Annotated in this window: 25 protein-coding genes; 2 read left to right on the plus strand and 23 right to left on the minus strand. The window is 28.1% G+C overall.

Going from position 1 to position 21,102, the window contains the following annotated elements; translation table 11 throughout:
* Nucleotides 1–16: 16 nt before the first annotated feature.
* From ACLVEP_RS06040 to ACLVEP_RS06080, 9 genes are all read right to left on the minus strand, one after another.
* A complete protein-coding gene (locus ACLVEP_RS06040) occupies nt 17–703 on the minus strand; it encodes an L-2-amino-thiazoline-4-carboxylic acid hydrolase (RefSeq protein WP_412583556.1) in 687 nt (228 codons plus the stop codon).
* Between the two features lie 32 nt (nt 704–735).
* The gene (locus tag ACLVEP_RS06045; RefSeq protein ID WP_412583558.1) at nt 736–1,515 is read right to left on the minus strand and encodes an HAD-IIB family hydrolase; all 780 of its coding nucleotides are present in this window, start codon (nt 1,513–1,515) and stop codon (nt 736–738) included.
* A gap of 10 nt (nt 1,516–1,525) precedes the next feature.
* The gene (locus ACLVEP_RS06050) at nt 1,526–2,806 is read right to left on the minus strand and encodes an amidohydrolase family protein (RefSeq protein WP_412583559.1); all 1,281 of its coding nucleotides are present in this window, start codon (nt 2,804–2,806) and stop codon (nt 1,526–1,528) included.
* A gap of 74 nt (nt 2,807–2,880) precedes the next feature.
* A complete protein-coding gene (locus tag ACLVEP_RS06055) occupies nt 2,881–3,681 on the minus strand; it encodes an SDR family NAD(P)-dependent oxidoreductase (protein ID WP_032091392.1) in 801 nt (266 codons plus the stop codon).
* A 93-nt stretch (nt 3,682–3,774) separates the two neighbouring features.
* Nucleotides 3,775–4,089: a branched-chain amino acid transporter permease gene (locus tag ACLVEP_RS06060; RefSeq protein ID WP_412583561.1), complete on the minus strand. Its 315-nt coding sequence runs from the start codon at nt 4,087–4,089 to the stop codon at nt 3,775–3,777.
* Entirely contained in the window at nt 4,082–4,756 is a 675-nt protein-coding gene (locus tag ACLVEP_RS06065) for an AzlC family ABC transporter permease (RefSeq protein WP_412583562.1), read from the minus strand. The genes ACLVEP_RS06060 and ACLVEP_RS06065 overlap by 8 nt, the downstream gene beginning before the upstream one ends.
* Entirely contained in the window at nt 4,746–5,570 is an 825-nt protein-coding gene (locus ACLVEP_RS06070) for an ATP-binding protein (RefSeq protein WP_412583564.1), read from the minus strand. The genes ACLVEP_RS06065 and ACLVEP_RS06070 overlap by 11 nt, the downstream gene beginning before the upstream one ends.
* A complete protein-coding gene (locus ACLVEP_RS06075; protein WP_412583565.1) occupies nt 5,557–6,690 on the minus strand; it encodes a cysteine desulfurase family protein in 1,134 nt (377 codons plus the stop codon). The genes ACLVEP_RS06070 and ACLVEP_RS06075 overlap by 14 nt, the downstream gene beginning before the upstream one ends.
* 77 nt (nt 6,691–6,767) lie before the next feature.
* A complete protein-coding gene (locus ACLVEP_RS06080; protein WP_412583567.1) occupies nt 6,768–8,240 on the minus strand; it encodes a glycoside hydrolase family 1 protein in 1,473 nt (490 codons plus the stop codon).
* 142 nt (nt 8,241–8,382) lie between these two features.
* Here ACLVEP_RS06080 and ACLVEP_RS06085 point away from each other — a divergent pair, with 142 nt between their 5' ends.
* Nucleotides 8,383–9,132, plus strand: coding sequence for a MurR/RpiR family transcriptional regulator (locus ACLVEP_RS06085; RefSeq protein WP_412583569.1), 750 nt, complete (start codon nt 8,383–8,385; stop codon nt 9,130–9,132).
* 11 nt (nt 9,133–9,143) lie between these two features.
* On the opposite strand, the gene ACLVEP_RS06090 is transcribed toward ACLVEP_RS06085, so the two are convergent.
* The 5 genes from ACLVEP_RS06090 to ACLVEP_RS06110 form a co-directional block, all read right to left on the minus strand.
* The gene (locus ACLVEP_RS06090; protein WP_412583571.1) at nt 9,144–9,896 is read right to left on the minus strand and encodes an arginase family protein; all 753 of its coding nucleotides are present in this window, start codon (nt 9,894–9,896) and stop codon (nt 9,144–9,146) included.
* Nucleotides 9,897–9,945: 49 nt separating this feature from the next.
* Nucleotides 9,946–10,770, minus strand: coding sequence for a Cof-type HAD-IIB family hydrolase (locus ACLVEP_RS06095; RefSeq protein ID WP_412583573.1), 825 nt, complete (start codon nt 10,768–10,770; stop codon nt 9,946–9,948).
* An 87-nt stretch (nt 10,771–10,857) separates the two neighbouring features.
* A complete protein-coding gene (locus tag ACLVEP_RS06100) occupies nt 10,858–11,721 on the minus strand; it encodes a LysR family transcriptional regulator (protein WP_412583575.1) in 864 nt (287 codons plus the stop codon).
* 18 nt (nt 11,722–11,739) lie between these two features.
* Complete coding sequence (locus ACLVEP_RS06105) at nt 11,740–12,627, minus strand: DMT family transporter (protein WP_412583577.1); 888 nt, start codon at nt 12,625–12,627, stop codon at nt 11,740–11,742.
* A gap of 104 nt (nt 12,628–12,731) precedes the next feature.
* Complete coding sequence (locus tag ACLVEP_RS06110) at nt 12,732–12,980, minus strand: diguanylate cyclase domain-containing protein (protein ID WP_412583596.1); 249 nt, start codon at nt 12,978–12,980, stop codon at nt 12,732–12,734.
* 275 nt (nt 12,981–13,255) lie between these two features.
* On the opposite strand from ACLVEP_RS06110, the gene ACLVEP_RS06115 reads away from it, so the two are divergent.
* Entirely contained in the window at nt 13,256–14,266 is a 1,011-nt protein-coding gene (locus tag ACLVEP_RS06115) for an IS1595 family transposase (RefSeq protein WP_412583579.1), read from the plus strand.
* A gap of 95 nt (nt 14,267–14,361) precedes the next feature.
* On the opposite strand, the gene ACLVEP_RS06120 is transcribed toward ACLVEP_RS06115, so the two are convergent.
* The 9 genes from ACLVEP_RS06120 to ACLVEP_RS06160 all read right to left on the minus strand — a co-directional run bounded on the left by ACLVEP_RS06120 (nt 14,362) and on the right by ACLVEP_RS06160 (nt 20,829).
* Nucleotides 14,362–14,676 (minus strand): TfoX/Sxy family protein, encoded by a 315-nt coding sequence (locus tag ACLVEP_RS06120; protein ID WP_412583581.1) that lies wholly within the window; start codon nt 14,674–14,676, stop codon nt 14,362–14,364.
* Nucleotides 14,677–14,703: 27 nt separating this feature from the next.
* Nucleotides 14,704–15,330, minus strand: coding sequence for a GNAT family N-acetyltransferase (locus tag ACLVEP_RS06125; protein WP_412583583.1), 627 nt, complete (start codon nt 15,328–15,330; stop codon nt 14,704–14,706).
* Complete coding sequence (locus tag ACLVEP_RS06130) at nt 15,302–15,961, minus strand: DUF998 domain-containing protein (RefSeq protein WP_412583585.1); 660 nt, start codon at nt 15,959–15,961, stop codon at nt 15,302–15,304. Before ACLVEP_RS06130 ends, ACLVEP_RS06125 begins: the two co-directional genes overlap by 29 nt.
* Entirely contained in the window at nt 15,942–16,556 is a 615-nt protein-coding gene (locus ACLVEP_RS06135) for a TetR/AcrR family transcriptional regulator (RefSeq protein WP_412583586.1), read from the minus strand. Before ACLVEP_RS06135 ends, ACLVEP_RS06130 begins: the two co-directional genes overlap by 20 nt.
* A gap of 201 nt (nt 16,557–16,757) precedes the next feature.
* A complete protein-coding gene (locus tag ACLVEP_RS06140) occupies nt 16,758–17,390 on the minus strand; it encodes a hypothetical protein (RefSeq protein ID WP_412583588.1) in 633 nt (210 codons plus the stop codon).
* Between the two features lie 141 nt (nt 17,391–17,531).
* Entirely contained in the window at nt 17,532–17,882 is a 351-nt protein-coding gene (locus tag ACLVEP_RS06145; RefSeq protein WP_412583590.1) for a helix-turn-helix domain-containing protein, read from the minus strand.
* A gap of 790 nt (nt 17,883–18,672) precedes the next feature.
* The gene (locus ACLVEP_RS06150) at nt 18,673–19,788 is read right to left on the minus strand and encodes a hypothetical protein (RefSeq protein WP_412583592.1); all 1,116 of its coding nucleotides are present in this window, start codon (nt 19,786–19,788) and stop codon (nt 18,673–18,675) included.
* 326 nt (nt 19,789–20,114) lie between these two features.
* The gene (locus ACLVEP_RS06155) at nt 20,115–20,390 is read right to left on the minus strand and encodes a ParA family protein (RefSeq protein ID WP_412583597.1); all 276 of its coding nucleotides are present in this window, start codon (nt 20,388–20,390) and stop codon (nt 20,115–20,117) included.
* 163 nt (nt 20,391–20,553) lie between these two features.
* Entirely contained in the window at nt 20,554–20,829 is a 276-nt protein-coding gene (locus ACLVEP_RS06160) for a ParB N-terminal domain-containing protein (RefSeq protein ID WP_412583594.1), read from the minus strand.
* Between the last annotated feature and the right edge of the window lie 273 nt (nt 20,830–21,102).

Genomic DNA, 21,102 nt, shown 5'->3' on the forward strand with positions numbered 1-21,102 from the left:
TTCCTCCAACATATCATTAAATCTTTCGACTCACTAAAAATCCGTTTTCATCTTTTACTATTTCATATTTCTTTGCCATTGGATTTTTACTACCAACAATACAGTAATCACACTTATCGCAGTTTCCACAAGTTCCTTGACGAATAAGTGTTCCATGAAGTTGGCTGATTCCCCAATAATCAGCATTACAAAATAGTGGAAGTACATGCATTAAATTATATTTCTTCGCAAACTCGGCATTAGGACATTGTAAAAAATGATATCTTGCCACGTGATTTTCTTTATCATAAGGCTTTGATACATTACAAAAAGTTGCTGGATATTGAAGGTATTGTTTTCGATCTTTATGACCAACAATATGAAAAACTTTATCAATAAGCCACATATCAAAACTTCTATTTAAATTAAACATCTTACCTAACTTTTCAAAAGGTCCCATAAATAAATGTGTTACAAGCTCTTGAAGTTCTTCAACTGGTGGATGATCTGGTAGAAGTGGATAAAGAGAAAAAATAATGATACTGCCATAAATAGCAAGCGCATGCGCATTTTTCTTTCCCCCATAATCAGGGATTTCTTTTAAATAATGATCATATTGTTTACAAGTAGCATTCCAAATTTTTTGACCTTCGTCACTGTCATATCGTTTGTTTAACCATTCTTGTACTTTTAAACACATTTCTTTCATCTCATTTAAATCCATCCACTTGCACCTTCTTTACTTTCTAGTTTTTATTATTCTTGAATCCACCCAAAATGTACACAGGCATTATAAATACCATCTTGATCACATGGTGTAGTTACATAAGTTGCTTTTCCTTTTAATTCATCAATAGCATTTCCCATCGCAATACTTGTCCATTCATCTCTAAACATACTTAAATCATTTTTTTCATCACCAAAAACAACGACATCTTTATAATCACCTTTAAAATGATCAACCATCATTTTAATACCAACCGATTTATCTCCTGGTTCTACAAATAAATATTCTTTATGGAAACGACACCAAGGTAATTCTTTTAGTGCTTCTAATTTTTGTTCCTCAGGTGCAAAACAAGCTACATAGACTTTAAAAATTTGATCATAATTTCTTGGATCAAGCCCATCTACAACTTCAGTATCCATATAGACATCATGTGTAAAATCATAAAAGCGAGAATCTGGGGCCAATCTTCTTGTTTTATTATCTGGTGAAATAGCCCAAATAAATCCTTTTTCTTTACATTCATCTATAAGATTTAAACATTTTTGATAATCTAAAGGTTTAATGGTAATAAGTTCATTGTTAATTGTAATTCCATTACCACCATCACTCACCATATTTTCAAAACCTAGACTTCTCATATGATCAACTGCCATTGCATAACTTCTTCCTGTCGCAATAGCCACAAAATGTCCTTGTTCTTTTAACATGCGAATTGCTTTTTTTGTCGATTCAGGAATGTATTGTCTTCCTGGTGTTCCTACTGCTAATGTTCCATCAATGTCAAAAAAGAAAAATTTTCTGTTCATAACTAACTCCTTATAAATACTTATCTAATTCTGTTTCTACTGTTTTATTGATTTTCACCTTTGGATGATCAATTAATTTACCTCGTGTAAATACTTTTTCAACATGTCTTAAAGCTTTTAAATCATCTAAAGGATTTTCACTTACAACAATCATATCTGCATCCTTACCAACATCTATGCTTCCTGTCATATTTTCAAGACCAGCGTATTTAGAAGCAAGTAAAGTTGCTGTATATAAAGCAAAACGATTAGAAACACCAATATATTTGTGGAAATAATAAAGTTCTCGCCAGAAGTCATATTGACTCACCCATGGACATCCTACGTCATTTCCTAAAACAACAGGTATATCATTTTCTAATGCTTGCTTTGCACAATCAATAATACCATTGAAAACTAATTCACCGTTGTATTTTTCTATTTCTGAAACATTTGAAATACTTGGATCAAACAACGCAAACGGAAGCGCTGGTGAAATCGTCGTACACAAAAAAGCATTCTTTTCTTTAAATAAAGCAATCATTTCATCATCTAATTTTGCTCCATGTTCAATCGAATCAACACCATTTTCTAAAGCCACGCGTACCCCTTCAGATGATTCAACATGAGCAGCTACTTTATAACCAAGTTGATGTGCTCTGTCACAAACAGCTTTTACCATTTCAGGAGGCATTTTTAATTCGCCAGGTACTCCTTTTTCTTTTGCATCCAAAACCCCACCAGTAATCATAAGTTTAATCAAATCAACATTTTGACTTTTTGCTTTATCCACTAAAGCTAGAGCTTCCTCATTATTATGGGCAACAATTGCAACTGATCCTGCCATATGACCATGAGGAACAGAAATCCCTTCATTGCTGGCAACAATTCTTGGACCAATAACTTTTCCCTTTAAAATTTCATCTCTTAATTTAGAATCATAATGAGCAATTCCTCCAACTGTACGAATCGTTGTTACCCCACTCATTAATTCAATCTTAGCAAAATTAGAAACCACTTTATACGTAATTTTTCGTGATAATGGATTAGACATCAACATTTTGACTGTCTTTTCATTATCTTTTTGTTTCTTTTGAGGTTTACCATTTCCTGCAAGATGAACATGCATATTGATGAGTCCTGGTAAAATATATTTTCCTTGTAAATCAATAATTTGATAAGATTTATCTAAATTACGATAAGGTTCAATAGCCACAATTTTTTCATTTTCAATAAAAATTGCTTTTCCTGTTTCCACTTCCATATCCTGATGACCATTTAAAATTTTTCCATTAATTAATGCATACTTCATAACCATTCCTTCTTTCCTATATATTTATTATAAAAGAATACATAAAAAAAATCACTCCTAAGAGTGATTAATTATTAAGGTCTTAAACCAAGTCCACCTTCTAATGTAAGTGTTTCTCCTGTCATATATTTAAAATCAGGATTAGCAAGTTGTACACAAACACGTCCAATTTCTAATTCATTATTTCCAAAGTGTCCCATTGGTGGTGTTTTAACGTTTGCTTTGAAAGCTTCTGGATAAGCTTTTTCAAATTGTTCTAATTGTGCTGTCCAAGCTAAAGGACATACAACATTGACATTGATTCCATCTTTTGCCCATTCATTAGCAGCTACACGTGTTAAGCCACGGATTCCTTCTTTGGCTGCAGCATATGAACATTGTCCATAGTTTCCAAATAATCCTGCTCCTGAAGCAAAGTTAACAACTGATCCTTTTGTTTCTTTTAAATATGGATAGCATGCTTTCATATAATAGAAGGCTGCATATAATCCTGAATACATTGCTAGATCAAATTGTTCTGTTGTATGATCAGCTAATGTTACACCTGATGCTGATGCTTGAGCATTATTGATCAAAACATCGATTCTTCCATAAGTATCCATTGCTTGTTTAACAACATTGTTGACTACAGCTTCATTATCAGCTCCTGCATTGACATCTGCTTGAACTGTTAAAACTTTGATACCATATAATCTTTCTAATTCTTCTTTAGCAGCTTCTAATTTTTTAACATTACGTCCTGTAATGACAAGGTTTGCTCCTTCTTTAGCATAAGCTGTCGCAATTCCATAACCAATAGAACCACAGCTTCCATCTTCTAAGACAGCACGTCCTGCTCCTGTAATAATTGCTGTTTTACCTGTTAAAAATCCCATTTATATTTCCTCCTTAAATACAATTTTTAAGCGTTAATGTAATTATAGCACTATCAAACTAAAAAATCTATAGCTTGTGATATTTTTAACAAACTATAGATGTATTAAAATCATATAAACAACTGTTGATAAAATAATACTTAAAAAAGTATTCTTTTTCCATTTATATGTAAAAACGACTGTTATACACGCTAAAAGATAAGGTAAAAACATGACCATAAATTGTGTTTTTAAATCTTTTAAACAATAAACAATAAGAACTGCCATAATAGTCATTGGTAAATTTTTTTCTAGTTTTTCTAACCATTTAGGAAGTTCTTTTTCTTTAAATAAAAGAAAAGGGAAAGCTCTTAATAAAAAAGTAATCAAAGCAGAAAGAATAATTGCTGAAAGTACATAACTATTCATAAGATGTTCCTCCTTGTTTAACAAGTAAAATCATTGAAGAAATAATCAATGAAGGTAACATAAAATTTTGGCCACCAAAAACAATTAAACAAATAATAGCAACCACAATTCCTACAATAGCAGGAAAATGATCTTTATTTTTCTCTAATTGATCCATAAAAATAATAATAAATAAAGCGGTCATACAAAAATCAATACCCGTTAAATCAAAAGGAATCATCTTTCCTAAAAAAGTCCCTAATAAAGTTCCTATAAGCCAATAACATCTTGAAAAAAATGCAACATAAAACATGATTTGTTCCTTATCTTGATCTTCTAAATTACAATTAACTGCATAAGTTTCATCTGTCATTGTAAAAATCATATACCATTTTTGCTTCATTTTATTAAAAGTATCTATAAAAGATAAACTATAAAACAATTGACGACTATTCATCAAAAGAGCTGTAACACCAATTGTAAGTAAAGAAGTTCCCCCACTTAATAACGTAATCAAAAGAAACTGAAAAGCCCCTGTATAAATCAAAAAACTAACAAGCAAAGAAATATACCAAGCAAAACCTGCTTCATTCATCATCATACCATAAGCTATTGAAACAAATAAATAGCTACACATAATAGGAATAGATTTTTTAAAAGCAATTTTTAATACTTCTTTATTTTTCATAATCCTCTAAAAAGCTATGATAAACTTTTTCCTTTTTAGTTCCTAAAATACAATCTAAATTGACATTATCTAAGGCTTTAAAAATATTTTGATCAACATTTGGGTTTACTTGTTTCATCGTTTTAATCAATTCTTTGACTTCTTTTCTTTTACTTGTTCCATCATTGATTAAAGAACATCCTTCTGTAAAACGACATGCACAATTGATAAAAGTTAAATCATTATGTTTACGCCAAGAAATAATACTTTCTTCTTTTACTAAATATAAAGGGCGAATAAGCTCTAATCCCTCAAAGTTTTCACTATGTAATTTAGGCATCATCGTTTTAATTTCAGAACCATAAAACATTGAAAGTAGCGTTGTTTCAATCACATCATCAAAGTGATGTCCTAAAGCAATTTTATTACATCCTAACTCTTGTGCTTTACTATAAAGATAACCTCTTCTCATCTTTGCACATAAATAACATGGACTTTTATCAACTGTTGAAACCACATCAAAAATATTACTTTCAAAGATTTCAATAGGTACATTCAATAAATCTGCATTATCTTCAATAAAATCACGATTATAGCTATTATAACCTGGGTCCATCACAACATAATGAGCCTCAAAAGGAACGCGCCCATGTCTTTGTAATTCTTGAATACACTTAGCCATTAAAAAAGAATCTTTTCCACCACTAATACAAACCATAATTTTATCATTTTCTTGGATAAGTTGATAATTTTTAACTGCTTTTATAAATTTAGACCAAATTTCTTTACGATATGTTTTAATGATACTTCTTTCTATTTCTTTATATTTTTCCATTTTCAAAGCACTCCTTGTAACATTGATCAAAGATTTTTAGAAAATCTTGAACTTCTTTTTCTGTTGTTAAATGTGATAAACTAATTCTAAAAGAAGACATCGCTCTTTGACGATCTTGATAAAGTGCATAAACCATTTTAGAAGGTGTTTCTACAGGACAACATGAGGTTTTAGTAGAAATGTATACGCCTTGTTGGTCGAGCATTTGTGCAAATTTTGTAGCTTTCATTCCTTTTAAAGAAATATTAATGACATGAGGTAACGAATATTTTGTATGATTTATTAATACTTGATCATATTGTTTTAATTGTTCAAGCATTTGACGATTGATTGATTTTACATAAATTTCTCGTTCTTGTTGTTTTGAAAGAGCAATCTCTAAAGCTTTTTCAATCGATACAATATGTGCCAGTTCAGGCGTTCCACTTCTAAATACAGTTGTTGACTTTCCTCCATCAATTTGTGTTTTTAAACCAACTTTTTTCTTTTTAATTAACATACCAGTTCCCAACATACCATAGAACTTATGAGGTGCAATAGTAATCAAATCAACATTTTGATAATCAATAGATACTTTACCAATTGCTTGAGAAGCATCACTATGAAAAAAACAATATTTATAATCTTTTAAAACTTCTCCAATTTCTTCAATCGGTTGTCTAATTCCAAGTTCACTATCTACACTACAAACACTTACTAAAATCGTATCTTCTTGAATCATTGATTTCATTTTTTTAACATTGACTTGTCCATCTTCTTTTAAAGGAATCATTTCAACAATAAAACCATTTTCTTGCATTTTTGTAAGACTTGATAAAATTGAATTATGTTCTAAAGGCGAAATTAAAACATGTTTACCTCGATGTTTATATCTTTCTAAAATACCTTTGATTGCAAGGTTATTGGCTTCGCTGGCTCCTGATGTATAAATGATTTCTTCAGGTAAGACATGTAATTGTTCAGCAATTTGCTTTGTTGTTTGATCAATAACTTCTTTTGCTTGTAATCCTAGTGTATGACTTGCATTAGGATTAGCAAAATATTTCATGGTTGCTTGATAATACGTATCAAGCACTTCTTTTTCTATTGGTGTATTGGCTGCATAGTCTAAATAAATCATAAGGTACCTCTCTTTTCCTACTAATATTATAGGAATTATAAAGAAGTGTCAATAACGAAAAGAACTCTAGCTGATTGCTAGAGCTTTTCATCAAGTGCTTTCCCATTTGTTTCAATAATATGTTTCATCCAATTAAATGATTTTTTCTTTGTACGTTTTAAAGTTCCATTTCCTTTATCATCCATATCAACATAAATAAATCCATAACGTTTTTTCATTTCTCCAGTTGATAAAGAAACAAGATCAATTGGTGCCCACATCGTATATCCTAAACATTCAACACCATCTTCATTAATCGCATCAGCCATAGCTGATAAATGTTTTTGTAAGTAATCAATACGATAATCATCTTCAACATATCCATTTTCATCTGCTTGATCAATAGCTCCCATACCATTTTCTACGATAAAAATTGGTTTTTGAATACGATCATAAATTTCATTCATACAATGTCTAAGTCCAAGTGGATCAACAGGCCATCCCCAAGGTGTATTTTCTAAGTAAGGATTTGAAGAACCTCCTACATTAAACCATGGATCATCTTTTTTTACTGTATTTGAACGATAATAAGAAAATGAAACAAAGTCTAATTGTCCTTCTTTTAAGATTTCTTTATCTTCTTCTGTGATTTCTAATGAATCAAAGCCATGATGTTTCCAAACACTTTTAGCATAAGGATGATAATAACCTCTTGCCATCGTATCAATAAAATACCAGTTTTCTCTTCTTGCTTGAAGACGTTTAAACATATCTTTTGGTTTACATGTTGCTGGATAAAGTTCACTCATCGCATACATTGTTCCAAACATACTTCCTGGCATCATTTGATGTCCTAAAATAACAGCTTTAGCACTGGCAACAAACATATGATGATCTGCTTGATATCTCACTTTTCCATCACTTTCTCTTGTTCCACATGGTCCAAATCCTCTAACAGCATTGATTTCATTAAATGTCAACCAATATTTACAACGTTTTCCATATCTTTCAAAGAGTGTTTTACAATATTTTACATAACAATCAATAACAAAACGATTTGACCATCCACCATATTTTAAAGCTAAATGCATTGGCATTTCATCATGACAAATAGTAATAAGTGGTTCCATATGATGTTTTTCAAGCTCTGAAATAACTTCATCATAAAATTTTAATCCTTCTTCATTAGGTGTTTCTTCATCCCCTAAAGGATAAATACGACTCCAACAAATACTAAAACGGAAAACATTAAATCCCATTTCTGCCATTAAAGCAATATCTTCTTTATAATGATGATAAAAATCAACCGCTTGATGACTTGGATAATATTCATCATCTAAAAAAACAGGTTTAGCTTCACTAGGAACAGGATCAGCGTAGAAAAATGAACTTCTTGGTTTCAAAATTGTTCCATCAGGCATTTGAAATGTATGATGTCTTGGATTTTCCATTGATCCATCTGTTTCAAAGTCATGCGATAAAAGTCCTCTTCCTCCTTCATTGAATCCTCCTTCATATTGGAAATCAGCAGTTGCGCCACCCCATAAAAATCCTTCTGGTAATTGTTTCATAATAGTCTCCTTGTTACTTTTTACATTTTATTTTGATAATTTTTACAAACAAATCATAATCTTATTATTTTCTTTTGTCAATAGTTACATATTATTTTGACAATTTTATCATTTTTTTATAAAATAAACATGAGGTGAGACTATGAACTTAATGGAAACCATCCATTTGCATAAAAATGATTTTTCTAAAACAGAACGTAAAGTTTATGATTATATTGTTCAAAACCCTACAGCTATTGAAACAGCGACGATTACTAAAATTGCTGAACTATGTCAGGTTTCAACTTCTGGAATTTTAAGATTTTGTCAAGTTTTAGGTTATAAAGGTTATAAAGATTTTCGCTTTGATATGGTACATTATCTTCATCAAGAACATGTTGAAATTAATCCTGAAAATCTATTTGACCAACAGGTTTCTCAATATTTATCAGTGATTCGTCAATTCAATACGATTGATCAAACTAAAATCAATCAACTTATTAAACAAATTAAAATAACAAAAAATATTTATATCATTGGTGTTCATTATTCATCTTTACCTGCAAAGCATTTAGTTTTAGGATTACAAGATTTAGGAATCAATACTTATTTTGCCTATGATTATATGGAAGCAAGTCATCTTTATAATACAATTCATGAAGATGATCTCTTGATTTATTTTTCTATTGAAGGTAATCAAAATAATGTTTCTCGTTTTTTTGATCTTACAAACGCCTCTAAAAATACGTATATGATTACTTTAAATCCAAAGCCTAAATTATTGATTGAAAATACACTTATTCTTCCAGGCTATACTTTATCTAAACAATCGATTGTTGACTTACAATCCATCGTTGTAATTTTTGTAGAATTACTTTTAAATATGTTTCATAATACTTTAAAAGAGGATTAAGATTTTTTTACTTAATCCTCTTCTTTTTTTAAAAATGAAAGTATTTTTTCATTAAAAGCATCATCTTCTTTAATTTCATTTAATTGTCCTACTTCATTAGCACATTCTCCACAAATATCAATCCCAATTGTCTGACTATTTTTAAATAAATAAGCAAGTAATATTTTAAACTCTATGAGTTGCATAGAACCTTGATCCCAGTCTGTTTGAATAACATTTTGACTCAAAACGTCTTTATCAATTGAAATATATAAAGGATATCGATGTAATAAATCATCAATTTTTTCCCACACTTCTCTATTTTCTAAATCATCATCCGTTAAATAAAGAACCTTATCTTGACATTTAGAAATTAATGAAACTTGTTTTTCATCAATACCTATTAGAATCACTTTTTTTAAATATTTATTATTTTCTAAACTATTTAAAATCCAAGACCCACAACTTAAAATATCATCAAACATTGGTTGCATCATATCACTATGATGATCAAAAACAACCAAAATAAAATCTTGTTTCATTTTTTCTATCCAAAACTCACTGACATAATGAAAATTACCAGAATCTATAAAATGTATACCCTCAGGAGATAGATTACTTATTTTAGCTTCTATTGTTTTTCTTGCTTCTTGACTACAATAACCATAAACACCTTGTAATTCATGTAAATCAAGCCATCTAATATTTTTATGTTTATAAAACTTTTCATTTTCATAAATTCCTGTAAAATCCATGACCGTCATGTTATTTTGTTTTTTAAACATCTTAAACACTTCCTTTGTTTTTATCCTAGCATAAAAAAAGTAACTCTCGTTACTCTTTTAATAAATATTTTTCAATTGCTTCTTTACATCCATCATGATCACAATCACTTACAATAACATCACCATATTGTTTAATTTCATCAATCGCATTATCCATCACAACCGCAAGTCCTGCCACTTTTAAAGCTTCGACATCATTACCTGCATCTCCTACCACAATTGTTTGTTCAATTGGTAAATTTAAAACTTGGCATAAATGTTTTAAACCATTTCCTTTATTAATATTTTTACAAGTAATTTCTAAAGATGTTTCTTCAGCAAGGGCCATTTCAACATCTAAATGAGCTTCTTGAATACGTTTATAAGTTCTTTCTCTAGATTCAGGAGTTTGATGATAAAGATTTAATTTATAAACTGGAAATGGGTTATCTAAATAAAATTTAACAAGATTATCTTTTTGAATCGTTACACGTTCATACATTTCTTGATAAATTCCCATATGATATTCTTTCATTCTTTCAACTTTTCCTTTTTGAACAAAAGATTTTTCTGTTAAAAAATGAATAAAATTATCTTCCTTTACCGCAATCTCTAATAATTTTTTCAAAATATCTTCATCAAAACTTTTTTGATACAATGCTTTCTTTTCCTTTAAATCATAAACAAGTGCCCCTGAGATACAATTTAAATAACGAACACCTGGTAAAATATCATAAAATTCTTCAAGCTCTGCAGGGTTTCTTCCTGTATTTAAAATTACAATTTTATTATGTGCAACCGCTCTAGCAATTGCTTCTTGTGTTTTCTTTGAAATTTGTTTATTAGAATTTAATAATGTTCCATCCATATCAAAAGCTATTAATTTATATTCCATACGACTTCCTCCACTACAAATGGTAGTGTATCATTTTTAAACTCATAAAAAAAGCCTCTTTCCATTTTAGAAAAAAGACTTGTTCTTTTATAAAACATCACAATTTACATGCTCAATAAATTCTAGAAATGCTTTTGATTTTTGCGTATTCTTTAAATAAGCCATATAAAATGTTTGTTTTTCATCTATATCTTTAATTTTTATTTTTTTAATTGGTAACAAATCATAAACTGCCATATCAGGAACAATTGCTATCCCTAAATCATGACCTACAAAACCACCAACGACTTCATCTTCTTCTAATTCCATCGTTATACGAGGATGTATATTTGCTTTTTCTAAAAGATGATCGATCATTGGACGAATTCCGCTATTTTTAGTAAAAGTAATAAAAGGTAGATCTTCTATTTGTTTTAAATCAATTTCATCATTTTTAGCAAGTGGATGCGCAAGACTTACAATTACATAAAATTCTTGTGTCACAACTGGTTTAAAAATTATATCTTGATCATCTACATAAGAACAAAAAACAATATCTAAATCATTTTTCTTTAAATCATGAATAAGATCATAAGAAAAACCACTATGACACTGAAAAGTGATGTTTTCATTACAAAAGGATGAAATTAGTTGTGGAATATAACTCATTCCTAATCTTCTTACAAAGCCTATATTTAAGGTTTCTTTTCCTTTTGAAATCTGTTTAATATTTTCTATCGAATCATCCAAATGATTAAGAATAGGTTCAATTTCTTTTAAAAAAAGTTTTCCATATTTTGTAAGAACAACATTTCTCCCCTTTTTTTCAAACAATGAAATACCAAGTTCATCTTCCAATAAATGAATTGCATGAGTCAAACTAGGTTGTGTAATATGTAATTTTAAGGCTGCTTTTGTATAATGTTCTTCTTGTGCTAATGTTGTAAAATAACGTAATTGATATAAATTCATATTTATCACCTAATATGATTATACTAGGACTTCTTTTTCTTTTCGAGTACGTTTTTTAAATAATAAGCTAATTAAGACACCAACAATGATAAAAGCTGATCCTAATACAAAAGATGTTGTCAAAACTTCATGAAAAACAACAACTCCTAAAAATGAAGAAGTTAATGTTTGAATTGGATAAAAAGCACTACATGTATTAGCTGGTAATAATGATAAACTTTTATTCCATAAAATATTTGTAAATGCCGTACAAACAACTCCCATATAAATAAGTCCTAAAACAGCACCTAAATCTACTTGAATAAGAGGATGCGTTATTTGTACTTCTAAAAATGACACTGGTATATTACAAACTGTTGCAATCAACATTGATACTTTTGTAAGTGTTAAAGCACTATACTTGTTAGAAATCTTTCTTGAAATAACAGACATAAAAGCCCAACCAACAACAGCTATAAAAGAAATAATAACCCCTAAAAATTGAACATTGGCTCCTGTACCTATAATCATATAAACCCCAGCCAACGATAATACAATACCAACAATTTTATTCATTTCTAATTTTTCATTTAAAATAATCATGGCCATCACACTAATAATCACTGGATTTAATGAATTAATAAGTGATGCCATTGACCCTCCAGCAATCTTAGTTCCTAAAAGTTGACAATCAACAGAAATAAAATAACCAATAAATCCCATAATAAAGAAATATTTATAATCACTTTTTTCTATTTTTTCTTTTTCACTTTTTAAAGATATTAAACTTAACGCTATAAAAGCAATTAAATAGCGAAACATCGCTACTGTAAACGTAGGAATCTTTCCTAAAACAAATTGACTAACAACATACAAACTTCCCCATAACATAAATGTTGTCAATAAATATACATAAGATTTTTTCATTTTCTTCTCTCCCTTAGTTCTACAGTATACATTTCTATTTATATAAATAAAAATAGATAAAAATTATCATTTTGATAGTTTTTATCTATTAATTAATTATTCTTTTATAAACAAGTATAACCATTACGACCATGATCTTTTGTTTGATAAAGAGTTTGACCCGCTAAATTATATAAAGTTTTAAATATTGTTCCATGTTCTGGATAAAAAGCAATACCCATACTGCACGAAATACTTCCTTTAAAGTCTTTAATGTAAATTTTCCTTATCTTTTGAGCTTGTGTTCCATCTTCGATTTTTTTAACAAAAACGATAAACTCATCACCAATAACATGTCCACTCTTCTTAAATATAAAAGAAGAAAGTAAACGAACAAACTAAAATGAAAACGACAAATATAAACAATGCTTTTAAATAAGCTTTAAAAGATGTTTTATAGATTGTTTGTCTTTTCATGGAATCATCATTTTTATCTTTTAAATATTTTATTATAATTAAACATTTTTTAACAAAAACTTAACTAAAGATAAATGTTGGTGATAACACCTAATAATGTCAGTCTAACTATTTATAATAGAAAGCTTACCATTTTGATTTGTTCTATCATATAGTCAAGAGGTGGAAAGCTATGGAAGATAAAATGTTTAATGATATTATTGATTCAATTATCAATAACGCAAGTGATGATGAAATTGAAATTATTAGGGAAAAACTCAATAATCATTTAATCAATCATATTTATGATACAAATATCCATGAAGAACTATCAAACAACTATGATAGTTCTTTTTGTCCTCATTGCCAAAATAAACATATCATTAAATATGGTAAGGATAATAAGGGAAATCAAAGATATTTATGTAAAGAATGTTTAAAAACATTTTCTTCTATTACCGGTTCATTGCTTTCATATACTAAAAAACAACCTTATCAATGGTTTGAATATATTCAATCTTTATTTAATGGCGATACTCTTGCTCGTTCTGCTGCTATAGTTGGAATAAGTGAACAAACTTCTCTTGTTTGGAGACATAAAATATTAAGTATTCTTGCCACTTTAACTGATGATGATCCTGTTTTAAGTGATACTGTTTATTTGGATGAAAAATTAAATGTCGTTTCACATCCTGGTAAACACATTGAAAATAAAGAAAAAGTCAAAAGAGGAATGAGCCATCAAAAAAGAAATATCGTATGTGCCATAGACCAACATAACAATAAAGTTATACAAGTATCTGAAACAGGAAGAATCCATTCTAAAGAGCTTTATAAAATATATAAAGACAAGATTCCAAGTACATGTCAGGTTGTAAGTGATAGCTTGAGATCATATCATAAACTGATGAAAGATTTAAAAGTTAAATGGGTCAAGATACCATCAGGTAAAAAAGAAAAAGACGGTTATACTCTTAAAAAGATAAACGATTTACATTCATCAATAGATTTATTCCTTTATAAATATCGAGGAATATCAGATAAATATTTAAGAAATTATATAGGTCTTTATAAATATAAAGATCAACATAATAAATATTATCAAAAGAAGATATTTCTTCATATATTCAAAGAGATAGTCAACAGCTTATGTGCATTGAGATTTAGTGATTTTAAATATGATTCAAAATTTTTCGCTATTTGATTAGCTTTTCAAAAGATACTTACCAACATTTATCTTTAGTTAGGTTTTTAACAAAAAAAAGAATTACAGCAAGCGCTATAATTCCTCAAAATATTCTATTTTTTCTTTTTAGGCATTGGCAGTTCATCAATCATCACTTCAAATAATCCTTTTATAAAAGAAGAATCATCTACTTCTTTTACAAGAAGCATTTCCTTTGCACCTGTATATGGACATTCATAAACAGGCTCTTTCATGTAAGTAATCGCTGATGTCACAGGTTTAACAAGTAAACGATCATCATAAATGCCACCTACTATTTTTCCTTTGTAGTAAAGAATGTATTCACCCATCATTTTTCGATAAGTAATTTCTTCTAAACCGTTCAATTGTTCTAAAATATAATCTAAATATTCTTGACTTGATGCCATTTTATTTCTCCCTTCATGCAATATTTATTAAAATAACTGCCCTGGTAATTTTAATTTTTTCTTAGGTGGAAATTGTTGATCAAAGACATCCACTTTTGTTTCATCAATAAAATAACCTTGAGGTGTAAAATACTCACCTTTAATATGATCTAAATAGCCTTTTATAAGTTCTTTACATAAAAAGAATGAACTGTCCTCAGTTTCAGGCAATCCATGATAACGTATGCCATATTTTTTAGCATAATCAAATCCTGCTTTTCCATAAAAATCAATATTTCCTTCTAGACAAACAGCACCACATCCTAATTCTCTAGCTTTTCCAAGTGCATATTCAATAAGTATTTTTCCATATCCTTGTCTTTTAAAATCATTCGCAATAGAAATAGGTCCTATGGTCATAACCTCTAAATCTCTACCCTCGTCTGTTTTAATTAAAGCCTTCATAAAAACAATTTGTCCAATTATTTTATTATTCAAAAACATTACATAATCTAAATCACTCACAAAATCTTTATCATTTCTTAGTTGATTAAGCAAATAATGTTCATAGCACCCTGGACGATATACATTCCAAAAACTATCTCTCACTAAATTTTCAACTTCATAATAATATTCTCTTTTTTCTCTACAAATTATTAGATTTTTTGTTTGCATCTTTTTCTCCTTTAAACCCATTAAATAAATAAATTCCCAAGACAGCATTAAATCCTGTCACTGCAAAGACTGAAAATCTTTCAGGAATACCAAAAAAAGCATGAGGAACACTATTGGTACCAACAGCTCCTAAAACCATAAAAATTAAAGCAAGCAACGCCCATAACGCTAGAGCTCTATTTTTAACCAAATGTAACCCACCTACAATAATCATCACAAGAGAAATCAGTGAAAGTAAAACAACAAGAGTCGTAACAACATAAATATGCATGATATCTTGAAAACCTCCTCCATTGCCACTCTTTGAAAGTGGAAACATCGTATAACCAACACATGATAGCCAATTCATTAAAGCAAAAAGATAAAGACCTCTTCTTGTCGTTTTGTTTAACTTTCCTTGAATAAAAACACAAACTAATGTAATAGATACAATTCCACAAGGCATATACAAAGAAGACAACTGGTTCCAAAGCATTTTTGAAGGTGCATTTTGAGCACTTAAATCACTTACCGCTTGAGACATCCAATTATATCCAGGATAGCCAAGTGGTGAAAAAATCACAGCCATCGTATAAGAAATCAAAGATATAATTCCCAAAAGACCTAAATAATTAATCAACGTTCTCTTCAACTTTACCACCAAATTCCTTACTAAACCAGCAAATATAATTATCTAATGTATCATCATTAAATTTATTTTTTGCACTTTTCCTATCTAATTGATAATCAATCAAAGAATGTATTGTCATCGCAAAAGAGATGGCCGCCTGATCAATATCTTTTACAAATATTTTTTGATGAACTTGTAATGCATAAAAAAGATTTTTAGTTGCTAAAACCATTTTTTCTGTTTCCTCACACATAATTTGAGCAGCCATACAATTTGTAGTACGTGTTGAATAAATGATTTTATAAAATGAAAGCATATCGTTTTGTGTACACATCTTATAATAATTATGAACCGTCAATTTTAAAACCTCTTCTAAACTTTTATCTTTGACAAGTTTTCCATAATCAAGATCCATTATCTTTAGTTTTTCCTTTGCTTGCATTCTTAAATAACCATACATCGCCTTTACAATTTCATCCTTTGAATGGAAATGATTATACAATGATGGTTTCTTTATTCCTAATTGCGTCGCTATTTGTGACATTGAAACATTATCTATTCCATTTTTAGATGCTAACATGAGTGTTGCTTGAATAATTTCTTCTTTCCTATCCATATCTATCCACTTCCTTATATTAGTTATACTACTACCTATCGTTAGTTTAGTCAATATAAAAAAACTCTATAACAATTACAAAAAAATATTATTTAACATCTTTTACCAATCGCCTTAAAAAAACATATCTATACATAAAAAGTAGAGATTTTTCTAAAACTCTATATAAGAAGTTCTTAAAATATATCTCTACTTAAATATTTACACTATTCTATTTAACAACAATGTTTCCTTTATCTCCTCATATTTAACATCTTCATTATTTCTTTCAAATTGAACAACATAACATCCCAGAACTTCTTGACAAGGAATTTTTGTAACATTTTCAACCATAAATTTTTCCTTTGGATAAATATTTTCTACTTCTTCAAAATATGCTGGTAATGTTTTCCCCATGCTTTTCCCCTGAGCGTCTTGATTTGAAAACTTCCACTTAAAAGTACAATCACAAAACTCTTTAAAATTTGTAATAATTTCAGGTTTTCTAAGTTCTACCATTTGATTTATAAAATAACATCCATCATTATCTTTTTCCGCAGGACAAGATCCTTCAATACCTACTTTTGTAAAACTTATTTCTAAAAAATCTGATTGAAATATTACAGTTTTTCCCTTTCTTTTAAAAGGCATACGTTCCCAACGAGCAACATTCAACCATCCTTTCTTTCCATCTTTTTCTATTGGAGTATTAAATTCTATATATCCTTCTTTTTCATTTATAATCTCAGCATTAATGCGACACACCGGTCTTATTGACTTAAATCCATCTGGTAGAATTGCTCTTAAACGGTCTTGTTCTACATGATATGCCATTACAAATTGTTCTACTTTCATAGTATATTCCTCACTGATTTAAAATTATTTTGCTATTTCCTTTTCATTATAAGATATCCCCTCCCTTATTTCGATATATTTATCATTCATTTTTTAAAGAAAAAGCGCTATTCATTTGAATAACACTTCATATCGATCATTCTATTGTGTTTCTTTCAATAATTCTTCTGCAGTTACACCAAACAACTTTGCTAGTGCTATTAAATTTGTTGTACTTGGATCAGAAGAACCAATTTCCCATTTAGAAACAGCCTGCCTACTTACTCCTAAAGTTTCTGCTACAAATTCTTGTGTCATTTTACATTTTATTCTATGTTGTTTTAAAACCTCTCCTAGAGTTTTTGCATTTTGTGCTTTTTCCTTTCTTACTGGTGCGGATTTTGTATATTTTTTTAAAGCCTTAATAATCAAATAAACAACATATGTCGATATCGCTACTACAATCAAAAAAATAATCCATACAATAATAATCATTAAACTATTCATTTTCATTTTAAAATACCCCTTTCTATTTTGTATATTCATTATATTAGTTTATTCTTAGTTGCTCTACCAACTATTGCGCAACTTTGTGGTTGCAGAGCATTTTATATCAAAACCAACTTATTTATTAAAAATATCTATTGTTTTAAACATCAATAGCAATCAAAATTAACAAAGCATATTATTTATGGAAGGGAATATTTATCTTTAAAAATTATCGTAATTTGAAAAATTAAAACTATAAAATACTCTCAAAAAAGCAAACAATTGTAAGCAATATTTTATTTCCATCATTACCTGCATCAGTATTTAATTAAGAAAAAGAGAGATTTTAATAATTGATACTATTTGGAAATCACTATGACAATCACTTAAACAACAAAATTTTCTAATTAAAAAAATGTTTTTAAATTAAGAAACATAACAATTGCCAAAGCAGTTACAAAAAGATATAAATAATATAACAATTACAACACAAAATTTTGCTGAAACATTAATTTATAATTCAAATATCTTTCTAAATAATCATGTATTTTGATATATGCTGATAAATAATACTGATTATCGTTCTTTTCACTCTCTACACATTTAAACAACTATAGTATGATATCAAAATAACATAAAGTAAAAAAGCATACATCATAAAACAATAAAGATCTACTTTTGACTTAAAATATTAAAACCATAAGTTTTTGAACAATTATTTTAATATCATAACTCAGAATAAAGCAAATGAAATTATTAATTTTTATATTCTATATATATATAAATCTTTTATTACCGTTAATAATTAATTCTATCAACCTTCTTGAACAAATATATAATCAGGGTAAGAAAGTATAATATTATTATTTTCTTTAATCAACTTTCTTATTTTTTGATTTTCTTTAAAATCTCTTCTCCATGGTTTTCGTGTGTATTCTAATAATTCATACATATTATTAATTAAGAAAATCATTGAATTAACTTCAATCACATCATTTTTTATGATTTTAAATATTTCATCAATATTATTTAACATAATATTATAATTTTCTTTCCAATAAATAATTTCTTTTTTTTGAATTAATATTTTCAAATCATTCAAATTATTTATTAAATTAGAAAAATCTATTTTCCTTAATTTAAAATTCGCATTTTCACTATTTTTTAAAAAAGAAATAATTTTTTCTTTATTTATTTCATAAATAAAAATTGATTCTTGCAAATTTAAATCACAAATTTTACAAATCAAATTATCACTTATATATAACATTTCATAATAAACATAATATTGTTTTTCTAATATTTGTTTATAATTATTATTTTCTTTATACAAAGTTGTAAATGCAACCAAAATTATAGACGTAAAAATCGAAGACGCATTTTTATATAACTCACAAACAATCATATTTAAATAAGAAATTTCCTTCATATCTATGTAGGCCATGAACATTAAAAAAACTATCCATGCAATAACTACTATCAATAAACTTTTCAAATAAGATAAACACCTATTTATATTTCTCAAAATTCTTAAAAATAATAAATGTGATTTTATAAACTCTATTCTTAATTTTGTTTTAAACGGAACTTTGTAAACAAATTGATTATACATGACATTTTGATTATTTATATTTTTAAAAAATATAAATAGATACTTCAATATATAAATGCCTATAATATTTAACAGTGATATGACTGTACTACTAATAACTTTGTTGATTTCTTTTTTGAAGAAAAAACCAAAACATTTTATAAATATTAGAATTAATAAATAATATATTGAATATCTTAATAACACCCTACCATTTATTCCATTTTTACTTAATACTAAAATTGATATTTCCCATAATAAAAGAGCGAAAATTAACCCTGCATTAAAAGAAAAATTCAATTTATAATAAATATAACTTCCAAATATTGAAATAAACAAGCACATTATTTCTTTTAAAATTAATTATTTCTTCCAATCAACCATTTTTCTACCTCCTTCTTTATTATATTCTACTCAATACAATATAATAACTAAATATATTTTCATATAATTTTAAATTAATATAATATATACATTTTTCTACAAAATACATAATATTATTTTTTAAAACATTTTCTTTACAATACAAATATTATCATATCTTATTTAAATACTCATCGAATAAATTCAAAATAAAAAACTATACCAAATGATGTTCAGCTTGGCTTTTCCAATAATATTATAAAGTGCAACAAACAATAATTTTGATTGCTGCTTTCTTATGTTTAAAAAAATTTTTCTAGCAAAATATTAATCTTATTTTGGTAATTAAAGTTAATTTTAAAATTATCTAATTCCTTCAGTATCCAGATAAATCCTGCAACCTCAAATCTTCCTATTTTTAATGGAATAATGATTTCATCACTGGCAAACAATGTATTTAAAAAAGTTATTGTATTAAATGTTGGTGCATTATCAATGACAATACAATCATATTTATTTCTTATATTTCTCAGCGCATTTTTTAGTCTATCCTTCCCTGATCCAAATAATCCAGTAATCTCTCATTTAAATTTATTAAACGAATATATCTAAAAATTTGTCTTCTACTGGTTCCTTCTTTTCTTGCTATTTCTTTAGCTGAATCAGTATCGTACTTCGTGCCAACTTGGCACGAAGTTATATCGTCAGTGATCTTCCCCTGATGTTTCAAAGCATCATATTTTAATTTATATGCAAAGGTATCTGAATATCTTTCACTATGACAGGAATTTCCTTTATATCTAAAACCTGACAAGCCTTAAATCTTCTATGACTTGACAGTATTTCATAGTTATCCTTTCCAACCTTTCTTACAATGATTGGACTAATGACACCTTCTTCTTTAATACTGTTCACAAGATTTGCCATGTCTTCATCTTCCTTTACCTTATAAGGATGATATCGAAACGGTCTTAATTTTGACCTTGTTAATGTTTTAATACTTTTATCGTTATCCATAATTACCTCCTTTTTTTTGCATAAAGAAAACTGCTTAAAAACCAAGCAGTCAGAGGCGTTTTTTATATAGGTTGCAAACCTACAAAATGGATTCACAACAATGTTGCACAAATGTCGTAATACCAATTGGTACAAAAAGAGCCCCTTACTGTACCAATTTTGTACCAATCGGCCTTAAAAATACGAATATGTGCAAATAAAAAAGTAGAGACACTTTTTGGCTCTATACTAAAACTGGAGGGGAAATATATCCTGCTCCAGTTTTCTTATATT

It is taken from the genome of Faecalibacillus sp., assembly GCF_047023275.1.
In the GTDB taxonomy this organism is placed as follows: domain Bacteria; phylum Bacillota_I; class Bacilli_A; order Erysipelotrichales; family Coprobacillaceae; genus Faecalibacillus.